The organism is Xanthomonas sp. D-99 (assembly GCF_017746145.1).
GTDB lineage: Bacteria > Pseudomonadota > Gammaproteobacteria > Xanthomonadales > Xanthomonadaceae > Xanthomonas > Xanthomonas cissicola.
This window is the reverse complement of record NZ_JAGHWU010000020.1, coordinates 44,992-64,635: the sequence shown is the minus strand read 5'-3', so window position 1 is coordinate 64,635 and position 19,644 is coordinate 44,992. Positions and strand designations below refer to the sequence as shown.

Below are 19,644 nucleotides of genomic sequence, written 5' to 3'. Positions count from 1 at the left end.
CCCGCTGGGAGAGGGGCTTAATTACTTAGGTGACCTGATGAAACTGTGTGACTTCGACGTTGGGCTGGATCAGCCGTTATTCCTGATTGCCGGCCCCTGCGTGATCGAATCGATGCAGCTGCAGCTCGACGTGGCCGGCAAGCTCAAGGAGATCACCGGCAAGCTCGGGGTCAACTTCATCTTCAAGTCGAGTTTCGACAAGGCCAATCGCACCTCCGGCACCAGCTTCCGTGGCCCGGGCCTGGAAGAAGGCTTGAAGGTGCTGGATGCGGTAAAGCAGCAGATCGGCGTGCCGGTGCTCACCGACGTGCACGAATACACCCCGATGAACGAGGTCGCCGCCGTTGTCGACGTCCTGCAGACCCCGGCATTTCTGGTGCGCCAGACCGACTTCATCAAGAACGTCTGCGCCGCCGGCAAGCCGGTCAATATCAAGAAGGGCCAGTTCCTGGCGCCGTGGGACATGAAGCCGGTGGTGGACAAGGCCAAGTCCACCGGCAACGAGCAGATCATGGTCTGCGAGCGTGGCGCGTCCTTCGGCTACAACAACCTGGTCAGCGACATGCGTTCGCTGAGCGTGATGCGCGACACCGGCTGCCCGGTGGTGTTCGACGCCACCCATTCGGTGCAGTTGCCGGGCGGGCAGGGCAGCAGCTCCGGTGGCCAGCGCGAGTTCGTGCCGGTGCTGGCGCGCGCGGCGGTGGCGGTCGGCATTTCCGGCCTGTTCGCTGAAACCCACCCGGATCCGTCCAAAGCGCTGTCCGATGGTCCCAACGCGTGGCCGCTGGATCGCATGGAAGAACTGCTCGAAACCCTGATGGAGCTGGACGCCGTCACCAAGAAGCACGGGTTTGCGCGCTTTGCGTGAGTTCTGATCAGCGCGCGGCCGCTGCGGCGCACCGCCAGGATCGGCCGTGGCGCCACTGGGCGTGGGGCCGGTGGGCACTGGCCACATCGATCGCGGCGTGGGCGTGCATGGCGGTGATGGCCGTTCTGTTTACCGCCAGCATCGGCATGCCGGGCGACGGCGACCATGCCATGCAAGCCACGCGGCTGCCGATGCGCATCACGCTGGTGATGGCCATGCTGGCCGCCGTCGGGAGCCTGGCCACCGGCTCGGCTGCGTTGCGGTTCGGTCGCCAGCCTGGTGCGGCGATCGCCGCGCTGATCTTGCTGGTGGTGCTGTTGCTGTCTGGTGTGTCGCTGCTGGGCCTGATGGCGTAGCGGTCCGCCCGCGACGTGCTGCGTGTCGCGGCTGCATGCGATTTGGCAATGGACCGGTGTGCAGCGATAATCCGGCAGCTTGTTTCCGGTGTACTTCCCCCCTTACTGGTAACCGAACCGACCTATGACCACTATCGCCAAGATCCTCGCCCGCGAAATTCTCGACTCCCGCGGCAATCCCACGCTGGAGGCCGAAGTCACGCTGGACGACGGTTCGTTCGGCCGCGCGGCTGTGCCGTCGGGTGCCTCGACCGGTACCAAGGAGGCGGTGGAACTGCGCGATGGCGACAAGACCCGCTACCTGGGCAAGGGCGTGCGCCATGCGGTGGACAACGTCAACGGCACCATCGCCGAGACGCTGAAGAATTTCGATGCGGCCGACCAGCAGGGCCTGGACCGTCGCCTGATCGATCTGGACGGCACCGAGAACAAGGGCCGCCTGGGCGCCAATGCGCTGCTGGGGGTTTCGCTGGCTGCCGCGCATGCCGTGGCAGCCTCGCGCAAGCAGCCGTTGTGGCAGTACCTGTCCACCATCACCGAGTCCGATGTGGCGCTGCCGGTGCCGATGATGAACATCATCAACGGCGGCGCGCATGCTGACAACAACGTCGACTTCCAGGAGTTCATGGTGCTGCCGGTCGGCTGCAGCTCGTTCTCCGAAGCGCTGCGCGCCGGTACCGAAATCTTCCATTCGCTCAAGTCGGTGCTCAAGGGCCACGGCCTGAGCACGGCGGTAGGCGACGAAGGCGGCTTTGCGCCGGACTTCCGCAGCAACGTCGAAGCGCTGGACACCATTCTCGAAGCGATCGGCAAGGCCGGTTACACCGCCGGCGAAGACATCTTGCTGGGCCTGGACGTGGCGTCTTCGGAGTTCTATGACAACGGCAAGTACAACCTGGTCGGCGAGAACAAGCGCCTGACCAGCGAGCAGTTCGTCGATTTCCTGGCCGACTGGGTCGCGCAGTACCCGATCATCAGCATCGAAGATGGCCTGGCCGAAGACGACTGGGCCGGCTGGAAGCTGCTGACCGATCGCGTCGGCAAGAAGGTGCAGCTGGTGGGCGACGACCTGTTCGTCACCAACCCGAAGATCTTCAAGCAGGGCATCGATTCGGGCACCGCCAACGCGATCCTGATCAAGGTCAACCAGATCGGCACGCTGACCGAAACGCTGGAAGCCATCGCGATAGCGCACGCGGCCAACTACGCTTCCATCGTGTCGCACCGTTCGGGCGAAACCGAAGACACCACCATCGCCGACATCGCCGTGGCCACCGCCGCCACGCAGATCAAGACCGGCTCGCTGTGCCGCAGCGACCGCGTCGCCAAGTACAACCAGCTGCTGCGCATCGAGCAGGCGCTGGGCTCCGGCGCGCGTTACGCCGGCCGCGACGCGTTCGTTTCGATCAAGCGATAAGCCGTGCGCAACTGGCGCTGGCTACTGCTGGTGCTGGCGGTACTGCTGGCTTGGCTGCAGTACCGCTTCTGGTTCGGGCCTGGGAATTCCGGCGAAGTCATGATGCTGGAAGCCCAGGTCGCGCATCAGACACAGGACAACGAAGGTCTGCGCCAACGCAACCAGGCGTTGGCAGCAGAGGTGAAGGATTTGAAGGACGGCGAGGCGGCAATCGAGGAGCGTGCGCGCAGCGAGCTGGGCATGATCAAACCGGGCGAGACGTTCTACCGCGTGGTCGAGGATGCGCCGCTGCCGGCACCTGCATCGCCTGAGGCACCGGCCCCCGCACAGCAAGCGCCAGAGCCTGTCGATCCGGTGGACCACCCATGACCGGGTCCATCTGGGCAATCGTGCCGGCCGCAGGGCGCGGCACCCGTTTTGGCGGGCCGCTTCCCAAACAATATTTGCAGGCTGGCGGTCAGCCACTGATGGCGTACACGCTGGCGGCGCTGGCGGCGCATCCGGCGCTGGCCGGCATCATGGTGGCAATCGCCCCCGGCGATGCCGATTGGCCCGGCTGGACCGCGGTGCAGTCCAAGCCCGTGCTGACCTGCCTTGGAGGTGCGACCCGCGCAGCCTCGGTGCTGGCTGGTTTGCTGGCCTTGCCCGAGAGCGTGCGTGCCGACGATTTCGTGCTGGTGCACGATGCCGCACGGCCGAATCTGGCGCTGGCCGATCTGGATCGCCTGCTGGAAATCGGCCGCGGCGATCCGGTCGGTGCAATCCTGGCTGCACCGGTGCGCGACACGCTCAAGCGTGCCGGCGACGATGGCGGTATCGACGGCACCGAACCGCGCGAACGCCTGTGGCGCGCACTCACGCCGCAGTTGTTTCGTCGCCATCAACTGATCCGTGGACTCACCGAGGCCTCGGCGGCCGGTGTGGACGTCACCGATGAAGCGATGGCGATGGAGCGGATGGGGCTGCGCCCGTTGCTGGTGGAAGGCGCCGAAGACAACTTCAAGGTGACGACCCCTGCGGATCTGGCGCGCTTCGCGTTTGAACTGGCCAGCCGGGACTGTGGACCCGGGACCCGGTACCCGGAAAGCGCATATCCCCAGTGGCCCGTTTCGGCCTCTGCTTTCTCCGGTCCCGAAGAGATCTAATCTATGTCCTTCAATTTCAGAATCGGCCAAGGCTACGACGTGCATGCGTTTGGCCCTGGCGACCATGTGATGCTTGGCGGCGTGCGCGTGGCGCACAGCCATGGCGTGCTCGCGCATAGCGATGGCGATGTGGTGTTGCACGCCCTGTGCGATGCGATGCTGGGCGCGCTGGCGCTGGGCGATATCGGCCTGCATTTCCCGCCTTCCGATGCACGCTGGAAAGATGCCGATAGCGCGCAGTTTCTGCAGCATTGCGATGGCTTACTGCGCGAGCGCGGCTGGTGCGTCGGCAATGCCGACATCACCGTGATCTGCGAGCGCCCCAAGGTCGGCCCGCATGCGGTGGCCATGTGCGAGCGCATCGCCGGCCTGTTGGCGATTGAACTCGATGCGGTCAGCGTCAAGGCCACCACCAGCGAACAATTGGGCTTCACCGGCCGCGGCGAAGGCATCGCTGCACAGGCCGCGGTGTTGCTGGGCAGGATCGCTGCGCCTCATCAGTAGCGACACATGCAGCGCTTGGCGCCGGAGCGGCGCCGATGCTGCCGGACGCAATCACCGCGCCGGACCACCCGGCGCACAGCGCGCCACCTCCGGCGCGAAGGCGAACCACACCATGAGCGAGATCTCTTTGCTGCCGCGTGCGCACGGCGCCGCCGTTCTCAGCGCGGCGATGCGCAGCACCCCGGACGATTTTCAGGTCGACGAGCTGCCGGCATTCGAGCCCTCCGGCGAAGGCGAGCATCTGCTGCTCACCGTGCGCAAGCGTGGCCAGAACACGGCCTATATCGCCAAAACGCTCGCGCACTGGGCCGGCATCGCCGAGATGGGCGTCAGCTATGCGGGTCTGAAAGATCGCCATGCAGTGACCACCCAGCGCTTCAGCGTGCATCTGCCCAAGCGCATCGCGCCGGATATCGCCGCGCTGGATGATACGCAGATGCAGGTGGTCGAGAGCAGTTGGCACAACCGCAAGCTGCAACGCGGTGCGCTGCATGGGAACCGCTTCGTGCTGACGCTGCGCCAGGTGCAGGGCGAGCGCGAGGCGATCGAACAACGGCTGCAGGCGATTGCTGCGCGTGGCATCCCCAATTGGTTCGGCGAACAACGCTTCGGTCGCGATGGCGGAAATGTGGCGGCTGCGTTGGCGATGTTCGGTCATGTGCAAGCTGACGACGGAACGTTGTTGCCGGCGCCCACATCCAGGCGGCGGCTACGCAACGATCAGCGCTCGATGTTGCTGTCGGCAGCCCGCTCGGCCTTGTTCAATCGCGTGCTCGGCGCACGCGTGGCGCAGGGGAGTTGGGATCGCGCACTGGAGGGCGAGGCGTGGATGCTGGACGGCTCGCGCAGCGTCTTCGGCCCGGAACCGTGGAGCCAGGCCCTGGCAGAGCGACTGGCGCGTTTCGATATCCATCCCAGTGGCCCGTTGTGGGGCGCTGGCCAGTTGCGCTCGACCGATCAGGCGGCAGCGGTGGAACAGGGCGCATTGTCCGACCCGCCATCCATCGCATTGCGCCAAGGCCTGGAAGCTGCGGGATTGAAGCAGGAACGCCGCGTTCTGCGCTTGCGTCCGCACGGTCTGGAGTACCAATGGCTGGAGCCGCAGACCCTGCGGCTCGCCTTCGCACTGCCAACCGGCTGCTATGCCACCGCAGTGCTGTGGGAATTGGGCGATGTCGCCGACGCCGGTCGCGCCAACGTCGACGTACGCGACGACGCATGATCGCGCGCGGATGCTGATCGATCTGCGCGGGGCAGCATGGATGGCGGCCCAATCTTGCTGTGCGCGCAGGAGCGGCCTCGGCGGTCGCTAAGGCGATAGTGGAGCAATCGCGGTGCGACGAAGCAGTGCCAGCTGCCTAAGGCGCGCAACAAGGCTTGGCTCGCATTGGGCGAGCCATGCGCGACAGGCCTTCCAGACAACACGTCACCGCGCGCAATCGCTGCCGTTCCGAATCAATCGCGCGTCACCATCGGCCTATCGCCGTGCCAGCAACACGAGCAGCGCCCCGGTACCGCCCTGCGTCGGCGGCGCCGAATGAAACGCCAGCACATCGTTGCGTTGACGCAGCAGCCGGTCCATGAGGTTCTTCAGCACAGGCGCGCCGTTGTCCGATTGTAGTCCCTTGCCGTGGATGATGCGTACGCAGCCATGTTCGTGCGCATGTGCTTCCAGCAGGAACTGGCGCAGCAACGATTCGGCCTGGGCTGCGGTGGCGCCGTGCAGGTCCAGTTCGTCCTGTACCGAGAATTGCCCGCGCTTGAGCCGTTGAAACACGCCGGTGGGAAGGTTTTCGCGCCGATAGCTGGCGGTATCGCCCGCTTCCAGCGGCGCGCTGTCGCGCAGCAGTCGCGCAAATTCGGTGTGCGCTTCGGCGTCATCGCGCTCGGCCATGCGCGCGCGGGGCTTGGGCCGCGGCTTGGCATTGGCCGGTGGGGCGACTTCACGAATCGGCTTGACCGCGCCGATCGCTGCGCGGAACAACGCGCCGTCGTCTTCGTCTTCAGGATGCGACATCTGCACAGCGTACCCGCTCCAAGCGCAGACGCACGCGAAGATCAAGCGCGAAGGCGCGGGACGCATCCGGTATCATGGCCCGGTTTTCCGAGGAGTCCCATGCGCGTACTGGTTAGCAACGACGACGGTGTCGACGCCCCCGGCATCCAGGTTTTGGCCGAGGCGCTGCGCCATGCCGGTCATGAAGTGATGGTGGTCGCGCCCGACCGCGACCGCTCCGGCGCCAGCAATTCGCTGACGCTGGATGTGCCGATCCGCACCCGCCGCATCGACGCGCAGACCTGCGCAGTGGCCGGCACGCCCACCGACTGCGTGCATCTGGCGCTCACCGGCATGCTCGATTACGACCCCGACATCGTGGTCTCCGGCATCAACAACTCGGCCAATCTGGGCGACGACGTGATCTATTCGGGCACTGTATCGGCCGCAATGGAAGGTCGCTTCCTCGGTTTGCCGGCGGTGGCGGTGTCGTTGGTCACGCACAACCACCAGGCGCACAACTACGACACCGCCGCGCGCGCTGCGGTGGAAATCGTGGCGCGGCTGAAGGCCGACCCCTTGCCTGCCGACACCATCCTCAACGTCAACGTGCCGGATCTGGCATGGTCGGATGTGCTCGGTTTCGAAGTCACCCGGCTCGGCAACCGCCACCGGTCCGAGCCGTGTGTGCCGCAGCGCGATCCGCGCGGCCACACCGTGTACTGGATCGGCCCGGCCGGTCCCGAGCAGGACGCTGGCGCCGGTACCGATTTCCACGCCGTGCGTACCGGACATATCTCGATCACGCCGATCCACGTCGATCTCACCCGTTACCAGGCACTGGACACCGTTGCCGGCTGGGTGGGTGGGCTGACCGCAGCGCTGGACGGTCCGGCATGACGCCGAGGCTACGGCTGCAACCGGAATCGGTCGGGATCGGCATGACCTCGCAGCGCGTGCGCGACCGCCTGGTCGAGCGCTTGCGCGAGGCCGGCATCCAGGACGAGGCCACGCTCAACGCAATGCGCACCGTTCCGCGGCATCTGTTCATCGATGAAGCGCTGGCCTCGCGCGCCTACGAAGACACCGCGCTGCCGATCGGCCATGGCCAGACCATCTCCCAGCCCTGGGTGGTGGCGCGCATGACCGAAGCGGTACTGCAGGTTGCCCCGACCAAGGTGCTCGAAGTGGGCACCGGCTCCGGCTACCAGGGCGCGATCCTGGCGGCGCTGGGGTTGGAGGTCTACACCGTCGAGCGCATCGGCGACCTGCTGCGGCAGGCGCGAAAGCGCTTCCGGCACCTGGGCATGAATGTGCGCAGCAAGCACGACGACGGCCGCATCGGCTGGCCCGAGCATGGTCCGTACGACGCCATCGTGGTGACCGCCGCGGCACCGGCGTTGGTCGATGCACTGATCGATCAGTTGGCGGTCGGCGGGCGCCTGGTCGCGCCGGTCGGTGGTGCTTCCTCGCAATCGTTGGTGCAACTCACCCGCGGGGCCGATGGCGCGATCGAACAACAGGTTCTGGCGCCGGTCACGTTCGTCCCGCTGTTGTCGGGCATGCTGGATTGAATCCATGAGAGTCCTTCGATGAAGATTTTTGGGCCGTTGTACGACGTGGCCATCCGTTGGTCGCGCCATCGCCGCGCCCCCGCGCTGCTGACCGGTCTCAGTTTCGTTGAGGGCTTCATCTTTCCGGTGCCGCCGGAAGTGATGTTGGCACCGATGTCGCTGGCAGAGCCCAAGCGCTCGCTGTGGTTTGCGACGTTGAGCCTGGCCGGCTCGATCTGCGGCGCCCTGGTCGGTTATCTACTCGGCCATTTCGCCTTCGCCGCGCTGCAGCCGTTGATCGAATGGCTGGGCTGGAGCGCAAAGATCCAGCAGCAGATCGAAACCTTGCGCACGCTGGTGGTCGATTCGCCGTGGAAGGCGTTCTGGGCGCTGGTCCTGGTCGGTTTCACCCCGATCCCGCTGAAGATCTTTACCTGGGCCTCGGGCGTGGTCGGCGTGCCGATCCTGCCGTTCATCGCCAGCATGCTGGTCGGGCGCGGCAAGCGCGTGTATCTGGTGGCCGGCGCGATCCGCCTGGGCGGCGCGCGCGCCGAAGCGGCGCTGCATCGCTGGATCGAGCCACTGGGCTGGGTTGCAATGGCGGTGCTGGCGGTCGGTGCAGGGTGGTTGGTGTGGAAGACAACGAACGGATGAGCAAGACGCAAATGAATTCGGCACGCAAGACAGCAGTCATGCTCGCAGTCGCCATCGGGCTGACCGCCTGTAGCAGCGCAACCGTGGTGCGTTCGCCCGGAGCGAGCGGGAGCGGGTCGTCGTCGCGTCCCAGTGCCGCGTCGCGCCCTTCGGTGCCGCGTCCAGGTGCCACCGTCACCGTGCAGCGCGGCGATACCCTCTATGCAATCTCGCGTCGTACCAATATCACCGCCGCGGATCTGGCCGCCTGGAATGGCCTGTCTTCCCCGAATACCATCTATCCCGGCCAGACGCTCAAGTTGTATCCGCCCGGTGCCAGCAAGCCGGGTGGCAGCGCGCCGGTGGCTGGCGGCACTGTGGCGCCGCCGCGCCCTGCCGTGCCGATCGCCGCACCGGTCAGTAGCGGATTCTCCTGGCGTTGGCCGGCCGATGGCGTCGTGGTGGGCACCTTCGTCACCGGCGAAACCACCAAGCAGGGCGTGGACATCGCCGGCACCAGCGGCCAGGCCGTACGTGCTGCCGCCGATGGCGTGGTGGTGTATTCGGGCGCCGGCCTGGTCGGCTACGGCGAGCTAATCATCATCAAGCACAACGACCAGTGGCTATCGGCATACGGTCACAACCGCAAGCGCCTGCTCAACGAAGGCCAGAGCGTCAAGGCCGGGCAGCAAATTGCCGAAATGGGCCGCAGCGGCGCCGCCCGCGACATGTTGCATTTCGAGATCCGCTACAACGGCAAGCCGGTGGACCCGCTGCTGTATCTGCCTAAGAAGTGAATCGGGATTCGGGATTCGCAACGGCAATGGCGCTGGGCTGTCAGCGCTGCTTACAAGACGATGACAGCAGCTGGGAAATTGTTTGGAATGTCGCTACTGCTGTTGGCATGAGAGCGACATCTGCTCCGACTGCAGTTGCCAATCCCCAATCCCGACTCCCTAATCCCGGACTTTCAGAATCATCGCCAACGCCACCCGCCGGCCTTCGCTGGCCAGTACGTTGTAGGTGCGTGCGGCGGCGGCATTGGTCATCGCTTCCAGGCCGATGCCGCGGGTCAGGCAGGCCGCCAGCACGTCGGTCCTGGGGAATGACTGGCGTTCGCCGGTGCCGAGCAGGATGACGGCTGGGTTGAGTGCCAGCACTGCCTCCATGTGACTGGCCTGGAGTTGCTCCAGCGCCTGGACGGGCCAATGTTCCACCAGCTCATCCGGCATCAGGATAAAGCTCTGCTGCAGGATCTGGTCGTTCACCTTGGCATGGCGGCCGTCGGCCGCGCGCAGCGCATAGGTGTAATCGGGGTGTTCCTGACTTAAAGGCATGACGAACTCGTTGGCTCAGCCGCGCGGCAGCACGATCTGGCGCTTTTCCTTGCTGGGGCGGTACAGAATGGCGACGTGGCCGATGCGCTGCACCAGCGCACTACCCGTTTGCTCGATCAGCTCGGCAATCAGCGCATCACGGGTCTCGCGATCCTCCGATGCCACCTTCACCTTGACCAGTTCGTGGCGCTCGAGCACTTCCTCGAGTTCTGCCAGAAATGCCGGCGTGACCCCTTTGCCGCCGGTCTGCAGCAAGGCTTTGAGGTCGTGGGCCTGGCCGCGCAGGAAACGGTTCTGGGCGGAGGTGAGAACAATGGACATGCAGGATCGAAGGGAAGCAAAGGGTGTTCAGGGTATCATGGCGACCCGTTCGGACCCCTTTGCCAATGCCTTCCCGCAGTAAAAGCAGCCAGCGCTGGCTCAAGGAACACTTTGCCGACCCTTACGTGAAGAAGGCCCAGGCCGAGGGCATGCGCTCGCGCGCGGCCTACAAGCTGGAAGAGTTGCTGCAACGCGACCGCCTGCTCAAGCCGGGCATGGTGGTGGTCGATCTGGGCGCGGCGCCGGGTGGTTGGTCGCAACAGGTACGCAAGTCCATGGGCGACAGCGGCCGGGTGGTGGCGCTGGATATCCTGGACATGCCGGCCCTGGCAGGCGTGGCGTTCCTTCACGGCGACTTCAGGGAGCAGGCCGTCCTATCCCAATTCGAAGCGATGCTGGGCGATGTGCCGGTGGACCTTGTGCTGTCGGATATGGCCCCCAATAAGAGTGGCATGGATGCGGTCGACCAACCGCGGATGATGCACCTGGCGGAACTGGCCATGGAATTTGCCGACACCCACCTCAAGCCGGGCGGGGCGTTCCTGATCAAGCTGTTCCAGGGTGTCGGGTCCGACGACTACATTCGCGAGCTTCGCCGCCGCTATGAAAAGGTGACGATTCGCAAGCCGGCGGCCTCGCGCAAGCGCTCCCCGGAAGTTTATGCGCTCGGTCAGGGCAAGCGTGTCCAGATCAAGTAAGCTGCCAATGACCACCGTATTTCAAGCATCGAAGAGTAGAGGGCACCGGAGCCAATGAGGATGAACGACTTGACCAAGAATCTGCTGCTGTGGGTGGTCGTCGCAGTTGTGCTGATGGTTGTCTTCCAGAGCTTCTCGCCGCGCATGGCGGGCGGCGTCGGTGCCGACTCGATCACCTACACCCAGTTCCTGAAGGAAGTGGACTCCGGGCGCGTCAAATCGGTGGATTACACCGATGAGACCAACCTGGCCGTCAACGCGATCCGCTTCAAGCGCACCGACGGCAGCGAAGCCACCGTCTACGGTCCGCGCGACGACAAGCTGGTCGACGTGCTGTACAGCAAGAACATCGAAATGACCCGCCAGAAGCCCTCGACCGGCCCTGGCTTCTGGTCGCTGGTGCTCAATTTCCTGCCCGTCATCCTGATCATCGGCTTCTGGCTGTTCATCATGCGCCAGATGCAGGGCGGTGGCGGCGGCGCGAAGGGCGCGATGAGCTTCGGCAAGTCGCGCGCAAAATTGCAGGGCGAAGACCAGATCAAGATCACCTTCGCCGACGTTGCCGGTTGCGACGAGGCCAAGGAGGAAGTCGGCGAATTGGTGGACTTCCTGCGCGACCCGACCAAGTTCACCAAGCTGGGCGGCAAGATTCCGCGCGGCGTGTTGATGGTCGGACCGCCCGGTACCGGTAAGACCCTGCTCGCCAAGGCGATCGCCGGCGAGGCCAAGGTGCCGTTCTTCAGCATCTCCGGTTCCGACTTCGTCGAAATGTTCGTCGGCGTGGGTGCCAGCCGCGTGCGCGACATGTTCGAGCAGGCCAAGAAGCATGCGCCATGCATCATCTTCATCGACGAAATCGATGCGGTGGGCCGTCATCGCGGCGCCGGTCTCGGCGGCGGGCATGACGAACGCGAGCAGACCTTGAACCAGCTGCTGGTCGAGATGGACGGCTTCGAGGGTGGTGAAGGCGTGATCGTGATTGCGGCGACCAACCGCCCCGACGTGCTGGATCCGGCGCTGCTGCGTCCGGGCCGTTTCGACCGCCAGGTCGTGGTCGGCCTGCCGGACGTCAAGGGCCGCGAACAGATCCTGCGCGTGCACATGCGCAAGCTGCCGCTGGCCGACGATGTCGTGCCGATGGTCATCGCACGCGGTACCCCGGGTTTCTCCGGCGCCGACCTGGCTAACCTGTGCAACGAAGCGGCGTTGTTCGCGGCGCGTGGCAGCGAGAAGGAAGTCCGCATGGACCACTTCGACCGTGCCCGCGACAAGATTCTGATGGGTGCCGAGCGCCGCTCGATGGCCATGAGCGAGGACGAGAAGACCCTCACCGCGTATCACGAGGCGGGCCACGCCATCGTCGGCCGCCTGGTGCCGGAGCACGACCCGGTCTACAAGGTCACCATCATTCCGCGTGGCCGCGCCCTCGGCGTGACGATGTATCTGCCCGAAGGCGACCGCTATTCGATGAACCGTGTCGCGATTGAGTCGCAGCTGTGCTCGCTGTACGGTGGCCGTGTTGCCGAGGAGTTGATCTTCGGCGGTGACAAGGTCACCACCGGTGCGTCCAACGACATCGAGCGGGCCACCAAGATGGCGCGCAACATGGTGACCAAGTGGGGCCTGTCCGATGAGCTGGGCCCGGTGGCCTATGGCGAGGAAGAGGACGAGGTGTTCCTGGGCCGTTCGGTAACCCAGCACAAGAACGTTTCCGACGAGACCGCGCGCAAGATCGACGAAGTGGTGCGTTCGATCCTGGACAAGGCCTACAGCAAGACCAAGACCATCCTGACCGAGAATCTGGACAAGCTGCACGCGATGTCGCAGTTGTTGCTGCAGTACGAGACCATCGACGTGCCGCAGATCGATGCCATCATGGAAGGCCGCGAGCCGCCGCCGCCGGCTGGTTGGGGCAAGTCCGACAAGGACGGTGGCAACAACAACGACAAGGGTAGCCCGCGTCCATTGCCGCCCATCGCCGGACCCGCCGAGCAACTCTAAGCCGGCCATGCACTGATCTGCGAGGCATCCATCAAGGCCGGGGAGCGATTCCCGGCCTTGATGCGTTATCGGGCTGCATCAATGCCCACGTATGGGCGACCATAATCATCCCAGGAGACACCGCCGATGTTCGATACCGCCCTTACGCTGGATTGCGCCGGCCGCAGCCTGCGACTGGATGCGCCGCAGGTGATGGGTATCGTCAATGTCACGCCCGATTCGTTCTCCGACGGCGGCCAGCACGCGACCTGCGCAGCGGCGATCGCCCATGGGTTGGCGCTGGTGGAGCAGGGCGCTGCGGTGCTGGATATCGGTGGTGAGTCCACCCGCCCGGGCGCTGCGGCGGTCTCGGTTGAAGAAGAATTGCAGCGGGTCATCCCGGTCATCGAAGCGCTGGCGCAACGTACCAGCGTGCCGATCAGCGTGGACACGTTCAAACCGGAGGTCATGCGCGCGGCGGTCGCAGCCGGCGCCGGCATGATCAACGACGTCTATGCCCTGCGTTCGCCCGGTGCGCTGGAAGCGGCGTCGGACCTGCGCGTGCCGGTGGTCTTGATGCATGCGCGCAGCGCGCCGCATGCCATGCAGGACGCGCCGCACTACGACGATGTCGTTGGCGAGGTGCACCGGTTCCTGGCCGAGCGCATCTTCGCCGCCGAGATGGCCGGCATCGACAAGCGTCGGCTGGTCCTGGACCCGGGCTTTGGCTTCGACAAAACCACCACGCATAACCTCACCCTGCTTGCGCAGCTGCAGCGACTGCAGGAGTTTGGTTTGCCCATGCTGGCCGGGCTGTCGCGTAAGCGCAGCATCGGCGAGCTGACCGGGCGCGAGATCGCCGCCGATCGTGTGCACGGCTCGGTGGCCGCGCATCTGATCGCCGCGCAACATGGTGCGCTGCTGCTGCGCGTGCACGATGTGGCGGCGACCGTGGATGCGTTGAAAGTGTGGAAGGCGATGGCGGCGATTCCCGTCCCGCGTGTCAGTGCGCCCGCCGCGCCCACGATGCGTTGGCCGGACGAGGACTGATGCCTGTCGACCAACGCCCGCTGGCGATCGCCGTGATGGGCCCCACTGCCAGCGGCAAGACTGCGCTGGCGCTGGAGGCTGCAGAGCGCTGGAATGGAGAAATCGTCAGCGTCGATTCGGCGCTGGTGTACCGCTGCCTGGAAATCGGCGCAGCCAAGCCGGATGCGGCGATGCGCGCGGCGGTTTCGCATCATCTGCTCGACCTGCGCGATCCCTGGCAGGTGTATTCGGCAGCGGAGTTCGCCGCCGATGCACGCCAGGCGATCGCGCAGATCGTGGCGCGCGGAAGGTTGCCGATTCTGGCCGGCGGCACGGGGCTGTACTTTCGTGCGCTGCTGGATGGTCTGTCGCACCTGCCCGAGGCCGACCAGTCCGTGCGTGCATCCATTGCCGCCGAAGCTCAGCAGATCGGTTGGGCCGGCTTGCACGCACAACTGGCAGGTGTGGACCCGGTGGCAGCAGCGCGCATCCATGCGACCGACCCGCAGCGGATCCAGCGGGCGCTGGAGGTCTACCGCATCAGCGGGCGGCCAATCAGCGCGTGGCAGGCGCTACCGCCAGGCCCGCGCCTGCCGGTGCGCGTGTTGAAGGTGGTCTTGGCGCCACGCGAGCGCGCGGTGCTGCATGCACGTATCGCACACCGGCTGGATGCGATGTTGGCGCAGGATTTTCTGGCGGAAGTACGGCGCCTGCGGGCGCTGCCGCAGATCCAGGCGGTGGCAGCCCCGCTGGATCTGCCGGCCGTGCGCGCGGTCGGCTACCGCCAGGCCTGGCAGTATCTGGACGGGGCTGGCAGTCTGGCCGAGTTCCGCGACAAGGCGATCCAGGCGACCCGGCAATTGGCCAAGCGCCAGCTCACCTGGCTGCGCGGCGAGCTCGACGCGCGCTGGTTCGACCCGGAGCGTGACCGCCATCAATTGGAGGACGCAATTGTCGGCTTCCTCGCTGATCGTCCCGCTGTACGGCAGGCTTCAGGCGTGTAACATCCCGTTTCCGGGACCGGCTGGGGATAGCAGGTGTCGACCGGAACAATAAGAACAATAATGAAGAGGATTTTTCGATGGCTAAGGGGCAATCTTTACAGGACCCATTCCTCAATGCGCTGCGGCGCGAGCGGGTGCCCGTGTCGGTGTATCTGGTCAATGGCATCAAGCTGCAGGGCACGATCGAGTCGTTCGACCAATTCGTGGTCCTGCTGCGCAATACCGTGAGTCAGATGGTGTACAAGCACGCCATTTCCACGGTGGTGCCGGCGCGCAATGTGCGCGTGGGGCCTGGTGGTGGGTATGTGCAATCCAATGAAGGCAATCAGGCGGAAGATGACGACGTCGAGCAGTAACGGAGCAGTGCGTGTTTGATCGGTCCCGCAAGGGTGAACACGCGTTGTTGATACAGACCCACTCCGGCGGGCCTGCCGAAGACGATGTGATGGAGGAGTTCGCCGACCTTGCAAAGTCGGCGGGCGCCACGGTGGCCGCCACACTCACCGCACGCATCGATAAGCCCAGCCCGTCGACCTTGATCGGTAGCGGCAAGCTGGAAGAGGTCAAGGCCGCTGCCGAGGCGACCGGTGCGGATCTGGTGTTGGTCAATCACACCCTGTCGCCCGGCCAGGAGCGCAACCTGGAGCGGTATCTGGAGCGGCGCGTGATCGACCGCACCGGGTTGATCCTGGACATCTTCGCGCAACGTGCGCGCAGCCACGAAGGCAAGTTGCAGGTGGAACTGGCGCAGTTGCGTCACATGGCCACTCGGCTGGTACGTGGCTGGACGCATTTGGAGCGTCAGCGCGGTGGCTCCATCGGCCTGCGCGGCCCTGGCGAAACCCAGCTGGAAACCGACCGCCGCCTGCTGCAAAAGCGCGTCGAACAATTGCAGCAGCGGCTGGAAAAGGTCGAGGTGCAGCGCACCCAGATGCGTCGTGCGCGGATGCGCAGCGAATTGCCACGGATTGCACTGGTCGGTTACACCAATGCCGGCAAGTCGACGCTGTTCAACGTGTTGACCGGTGCAGAGGCCTACGTAGCAGATCAACTGTTCGCCACGCTCGATCCCACCGTGCGACGCATTGCGTTGCCGGGCGGCAGCGCGATTCTTGCCGACACGGTCGGCTTCGTGCGCGATCTTCCGCACGAGCTGGTCGCCGCGTTCCGCTCGACGCTGTCGGAGGCGCGCGATGCCGATCTGTTGCTGCACGTCGTCGATGCGGCAGACCCGTTGCGCGAAGAACGCATCCTGCAGGTCGACGAAGTGTTGCAGGCCGTCGGTGCCGGCGATCTGCCGCAGTTGCTGGTATTCAACAAGATCGACAAGATCGAAGGCGCCGAAGTGCGCCACGACGCGCAGGACGGCATTCCTGACCCGGCCCGCCGCGAACGTGTGTGGGTGTCGGCGCGCGACGGGCGCGGGCTGGAAGAGTTGCAGCATGCGCTCGGCCAGCGGCTGGATCTGCGCCACCTGACCGGCCAGCTACGGCTACCACCGTCTGCCGGCCGCCTGCGTTCCAGGCTGCATCAGCTGGAAGTGGTCCGCAATGAGCAATCCGACGAAGAGGGTTGGTTGCTCGAGGTCGATCTGCCGATGGTCGAGGCCGAGCGGTTGGCTGCCGGGCAGGACGGTGCGCCACTGCGCGCAATGCTGCCGGATCGTCGCGAAGACTGGGAAGCGTGAAGGAAGCAGCACGGTCGGTATGACGAGACCGTGCTGTTGCTTCAAGGCGAATGGGGCAGGGTGTACCGCATCGCTATGCGACAGTCCCCAGGCCGCGTCCTGGCCAGCCGAACTTACAGAAAACCCGTATGAGTGGTGGATATTGCGGAAGAGTGCAGTCGTGCACGCATGCAGCGCATCACACCTGTCCTCAGTGATGTAGTGCCCTCGCTGCGGTGCTTAGGCGCCTTGGAGGCCGCGCTGCACGGTGACCGCATGCGGCCGGCCGCGGCGCACATGCAAGCCCGGCCAGACCCGCCGTGCCGCATATCGGCCGCTCATCGCCACTGAACCTTGGTCACCTGGCGCCCAGCCGGAATCGGCGCCAGTGGCAGACAGTCGCGACGAATTGGGCTAAAACGTCCGCTGCCCCCTCCTTGCCGTGCCCATGTCTTTTTCCGCCGATTCCGAACTGCAGCAGCTGGCCGAGGCTCTCGGGCAGCAATTGCTTGCCGCGCGCGAGCGCCTGGTCACTGCCGAGAGTTGCACCGGTGGCTGGATTGCCAAGGCGGTGACCGATGTCGCCGGCTCCTCGCACTGGTTCGATTGCGGGATGGCCGCCTACAGCTATGAGGCCAAGCAGGCGCTGCTCGGCGTCCGCCCACAGACCCTGGAAGTGCATGGGGCGGTCAGCCGCGAAACGGTGATCGAAATGGTCTCTGGCGCCCTGGTGAATTCCGGCGCAAGCATCGCGGTGGCAGTGACCGGCATTGCCGGACCCGGCGGAGGCAGTGAGGACAAGCCGGTCGGCACGGTCTGGATCGGCTGGAAACGTCGCGGTGGTTACGCCACGGCGCAACTGTTCCAGTTCAATGGCGACCGCGATGCGGTGCGTCGTCAGACCGTCGCTGCAGCACTGCGCGGGTTGAGCGCGCTGCTTTAGCGCTCGTTGGGTCCACTGGATGGGGTTCGGTAGCAGATCCGCGGCGCCCTGTTGTCAGCGCAATCTCGCCCAGCATGGAAACCCAAACGCTGTAGCTATGCACCGTGCCAAGGAACTGGCGGTGGCTGGTTGTCGACACGCCGCCGCGCGCTGAGCGGACGCGTTATTTGGCACATGCAACGAGGCTGCGAGGTGGCAATGGCGCAACCGGGGTGCATGCGCTGCGCAATGCTTTGCAACCTGCGCTGAGCTTGGGCGGGGCGAGGGCGCGACAGCAGAGGGCAGATCGGCTACAAACGAGGTCTCCTCACCGCCCAGCGCGCCAATGCATTCGTTTCTTGCTCCTGTCCCATCGGTCGCCGCGTTGCAGGCTGCTATGTACTGCAGTGTCACGCAGCGCCTGAGCACAACGCGCTCGCAGGCGGTGTGCTGATGTGGGAAGCGCTAGGCACGGTACGTGATCTTGGGCGTCTGCAGGAAATCGCCTCGGTCCTGATCCGCTATGGCTTCGGCGATGTGGTGCGTCGTATCGGCCTGGCCGATGTGCTTGAGCGCGCCGGCAGGCTGTTGCATTGGCAGAATGCCGAGGGCCGGTTGCGCATGTCCGCAGCGATGCGCGTGCGGCGTGCACTGGAAGAGCTCGGGCCAACCTTCGTCAAACTGGGCCAGGTGCTGGCCACGCGCGTGGATCTGCTGCCGCCGGAGTGGATCGAAGAATTGAGCGAGCTGCAGAACGCGGTGCCGGCGCTGCCATTCGATCAGATCCGCCCGCAGCTGGTCGCTGCGCTGGGTATGGAGCCGGAAAGCGTCTTCGCGCGCCTGGACGAACAACCGCTGGCAGCCGCATCGCTGGCACAGACGCATCGCGCGTGGTTGGTCGATGGCATCCCGGTGGTGTTGAAGATCCGTCGTCCCGATATCGGTGACACCATCGATGCGGATCTGCGCCTGCTCGCCCGGCTTGCTGAAATCGTCGAAACCCGCGCACCGGATCTCAAGCGCTACCGTCCTTCCGAGGTGGTACAGCAATTTACCGTCTCGCTGCGACGCGAGCTGGACTTCGCTGCCGAGGGGCGCAACGCCGAACGCATCGCCGCCAACTTCGCGCACGATGCGCAGGTGGTGGTGCCGGCGGTGTACTGGGAGTGGACCTGCGAGTCGCTCAACGTGCAGGAATTCATCGATGGGATTCCGGGGCGCGATCTGCTCGCCGTCGATGCGGCCGGCCTGGATCGCAGGGCGCTCGCACGTGCCGGTGCCGGCATCGTGCTCAAGATGGTGCTGCAGGACGGCTGCTTCCACGCCGACCCGCATCCGGGGAACATTTTTTACCTGCGCGACGGGCGCATCGCGGTCATCGATTTCGGCATGGTCGGGCGCGTCTCCGAGCAGCGTCGGTTTCAGGTCGCACAGCTGCTGCACGGCATGGTCAGCTACGACGCCGAAGCGGTGATCGATGTATTGCTGGAATGGGCGGGCACCAGCCTGGAGATCGATGAGGCGCGTTTGCAGCAAGACATCGGCGCGTTCGTCGACGAGTATCGCGGCGTGCCGCTGAAAGAATTGCGTATTGGCGCAATGCTTGGCGACGTCACCTCCATCCTGCGCGATCACGGGCTGACGCTGCCATCGGACCTGGCACTGATGATCAAGGCCTTTCTCACCCTGGAAGGCATGGGGCGCCAGCTCGATCCGGATTTCGACATGGCCACCGAGGCGCGTCCGTACCTGGAGCGCGTGGTGCTGCAGCGCTATGCGCCGCGCGCCATCGTGCGGCGTGGCCGGCGGACCGTGACTGGCGCGATCGACCTGATCGGCGATCTGCCGCGCGACCTCAAGCGCCTGTTGCAAGCCGCACGCCGCGGCAAGCTGCAGCTGCAGATCGAAACACGCGCATTGCGCGAGTTCGGCGAGCAGGTCGACCGCGCCGCCAATCGCCTCACGATGGGTATCGTGACAGCCGCCTTGGTGATCGGCTCCTCGATCGTCATGAACAGCGTCGGCGGTAGCGCCAGCCGCTGGCTGCTCGCGCTAGGCGTGGGCGGCTTCCTCGGCGCGGCGCTGTGCGGCATCTGGATCTTGTTTTCGATCTGGCGAAGCCGGCGCTAGCGCGCGACGCGCGTCGTCGTGATGGCGTGCGGGCAAGACGCGGCGAAATACTTGCGCAGGCGTTCGTTAGTAGTAATACTACTAA

At 65.3% G+C, this 19,644-nt stretch carries 22 protein-coding genes; 19 read left to right on the top strand and 3 right to left on the bottom strand.

Going from position 1 to position 19,644, the window contains the following annotated elements; translation table 11 throughout:
- The first annotated feature begins 37 nt into the window (after positions 1-37).
- The 7 genes from kdsA (at position 38) to truD (ending at position 5,512) form a co-directional block, all read left to right on the top strand.
- A complete protein-coding gene (kdsA, locus tag J7360_RS09575) occupies positions 38-868 on the top strand; it encodes a 3-deoxy-8-phosphooctulonate synthase (RefSeq protein ID WP_007966794.1) in 831 nt (276 codons plus the stop codon).
- Positions 869-984: 116 nt separating this feature from the next.
- Positions 985-1,224 (top strand): hypothetical protein, encoded by a 240-nt coding sequence (locus tag J7360_RS09570; protein WP_057659814.1) that lies wholly within the window; start codon positions 985-987, stop codon positions 1,222-1,224.
- Between the two features lie 124 nt (positions 1,225-1,348).
- Complete coding sequence (eno, locus tag J7360_RS09565) at positions 1,349-2,641, top strand: phosphopyruvate hydratase (RefSeq protein WP_057659751.1); 1,293 nt, start codon at positions 1,349-1,351, stop codon at positions 2,639-2,641.
- Between the two features lie 3 nt (positions 2,642-2,644).
- Positions 2,645-3,010: a cell division protein FtsB gene (ftsB, locus tag J7360_RS09560; RefSeq protein ID WP_007966790.1), complete on the top strand. Its 366-nt coding sequence runs from the start codon at positions 2,645-2,647 to the stop codon at positions 3,008-3,010.
- On the top strand, positions 3,007-3,786 hold the full coding sequence (ispD, locus tag J7360_RS09555; RefSeq protein WP_057659753.1) for a 2-C-methyl-D-erythritol 4-phosphate cytidylyltransferase: 780 nt from the start codon (positions 3,007-3,009) through the stop codon (positions 3,784-3,786). The genes ftsB and ispD overlap by 4 nt, the downstream gene beginning before the upstream one ends.
- Positions 3,787-3,789: 3 nt before the next feature.
- A complete protein-coding gene (gene ispF, locus J7360_RS09550; RefSeq protein WP_057659755.1) occupies positions 3,790-4,290 on the top strand; it encodes a 2-C-methyl-D-erythritol 2,4-cyclodiphosphate synthase in 501 nt (166 codons plus the stop codon).
- Positions 4,291-4,402: 112 nt separating this feature from the next.
- The gene (truD, locus tag J7360_RS09545) at positions 4,403-5,512 is read left to right on the top strand and encodes a tRNA pseudouridine(13) synthase TruD (RefSeq protein ID WP_209033742.1); all 1,110 of its coding nucleotides are present in this window, start codon (positions 4,403-4,405) and stop codon (positions 5,510-5,512) included.
- A 255-nt stretch (positions 5,513-5,767) separates the two neighbouring features.
- Here truD and J7360_RS09540 read toward each other — a convergent pair whose 3' ends face one another.
- On the bottom strand, positions 5,768-6,307 hold the full coding sequence (locus J7360_RS09540; protein WP_007972070.1) for a Smr/MutS family protein: 540 nt from the start codon (positions 6,305-6,307) through the stop codon (positions 5,768-5,770).
- A 99-nt stretch (positions 6,308-6,406) separates the two neighbouring features.
- On the opposite strand from J7360_RS09540, the gene surE reads away from it, so the two are divergent.
- From surE to J7360_RS09520, 4 genes are read left to right on the top strand one after another with little or no spacing between them, the layout of a single operon-like run.
- The gene (gene surE, locus J7360_RS09535; protein WP_005915011.1) at positions 6,407-7,186 is read left to right on the top strand and encodes a 5'/3'-nucleotidase SurE; all 780 of its coding nucleotides are present in this window, start codon (positions 6,407-6,409) and stop codon (positions 7,184-7,186) included.
- Positions 7,183-7,860 (top strand): protein-L-isoaspartate(D-aspartate) O-methyltransferase, encoded by a 678-nt coding sequence (locus tag J7360_RS09530; protein ID WP_057659759.1) that lies wholly within the window; start codon positions 7,183-7,185, stop codon positions 7,858-7,860. Before surE ends, J7360_RS09530 begins: the two co-directional genes overlap by 4 nt.
- Positions 7,861-7,878: 18 nt before the next feature.
- The gene (locus J7360_RS09525; RefSeq protein ID WP_057659762.1) at positions 7,879-8,493 is read left to right on the top strand and encodes a YqaA family protein; all 615 of its coding nucleotides are present in this window, start codon (positions 7,879-7,881) and stop codon (positions 8,491-8,493) included.
- On the top strand, positions 8,490-9,269 hold the full coding sequence (locus J7360_RS09520) for a peptidoglycan DD-metalloendopeptidase family protein (RefSeq protein WP_057659764.1): 780 nt from the start codon (positions 8,490-8,492) through the stop codon (positions 9,267-9,269). Before J7360_RS09525 ends, J7360_RS09520 begins: the two co-directional genes overlap by 4 nt.
- 159 nt (positions 9,270-9,428) lie before the next feature.
- Here J7360_RS09520 and J7360_RS09515 read toward each other — a convergent pair whose 3' ends face one another.
- The gene (locus J7360_RS09515) at positions 9,429-9,809 is read right to left on the bottom strand and encodes an Mth938-like domain-containing protein (RefSeq protein WP_007966775.1); all 381 of its coding nucleotides are present in this window, start codon (positions 9,807-9,809) and stop codon (positions 9,429-9,431) included.
- A gap of 15 nt (positions 9,810-9,824) precedes the next feature.
- The gene (gene yhbY, locus J7360_RS09510) at positions 9,825-10,130 is read right to left on the bottom strand and encodes a ribosome assembly RNA-binding protein YhbY (RefSeq protein ID WP_005915020.1); all 306 of its coding nucleotides are present in this window, start codon (positions 10,128-10,130) and stop codon (positions 9,825-9,827) included.
- 65 nt (positions 10,131-10,195) lie between these two features.
- On the opposite strand from yhbY, the gene rlmE reads away from it, so the two are divergent.
- The 8 genes from rlmE to ubiB all read left to right on the top strand — a co-directional run bounded on the left by rlmE (position 10,196) and on the right by ubiB (position 19,559).
- Positions 10,196-10,828, top strand: coding sequence for a 23S rRNA (uridine(2552)-2'-O)-methyltransferase RlmE (gene rlmE / locus J7360_RS09505; RefSeq protein WP_209033740.1), 633 nt, complete (start codon positions 10,196-10,198; stop codon positions 10,826-10,828).
- Positions 10,829-10,888: 60 nt separating this feature from the next.
- Positions 10,889-12,829 (top strand): ATP-dependent zinc metalloprotease FtsH, encoded by a 1,941-nt coding sequence (gene ftsH / locus J7360_RS09500; protein ID WP_003481854.1) that lies wholly within the window; start codon positions 10,889-10,891, stop codon positions 12,827-12,829.
- Between the two features lie 126 nt (positions 12,830-12,955).
- Positions 12,956-13,858, top strand: a complete 903-nt coding sequence (gene folP, locus J7360_RS09495; RefSeq protein WP_057659766.1) for a dihydropteroate synthase — start codon at positions 12,956-12,958, stop codon at positions 13,856-13,858.
- Positions 13,858-14,841, top strand: a complete 984-nt coding sequence (gene miaA / locus J7360_RS09490; protein WP_057659769.1) for a tRNA (adenosine(37)-N6)-dimethylallyltransferase MiaA — start codon at positions 13,858-13,860, stop codon at positions 14,839-14,841. Before folP ends, miaA begins: the two co-directional genes overlap by 1 nt.
- A 77-nt stretch (positions 14,842-14,918) precedes the next feature.
- Complete coding sequence (hfq, locus tag J7360_RS09485) at positions 14,919-15,197, top strand: RNA chaperone Hfq (RefSeq protein WP_005915027.1); 279 nt, start codon at positions 14,919-14,921, stop codon at positions 15,195-15,197.
- Between the two features lie 11 nt (positions 15,198-15,208).
- A complete protein-coding gene (hflX, locus tag J7360_RS09480) occupies positions 15,209-16,528 on the top strand; it encodes a ribosome rescue GTPase HflX (protein WP_007972061.1) in 1,320 nt (439 codons plus the stop codon).
- A 427-nt stretch (positions 16,529-16,955) separates the two neighbouring features.
- Positions 16,956-17,450, top strand: a complete 495-nt coding sequence (locus J7360_RS09475) for a CinA family protein (protein ID WP_003481865.1) — start codon at positions 16,956-16,958, stop codon at positions 17,448-17,450.
- A gap of 432 nt (positions 17,451-17,882) precedes the next feature.
- Positions 17,883-19,559 (top strand): 2-polyprenylphenol 6-hydroxylase, encoded by a 1,677-nt coding sequence (gene ubiB, locus J7360_RS09470; protein WP_057659771.1) that lies wholly within the window; start codon positions 17,883-17,885, stop codon positions 19,557-19,559.
- Positions 19,560-19,644 lie beyond the last annotated feature (85 nt).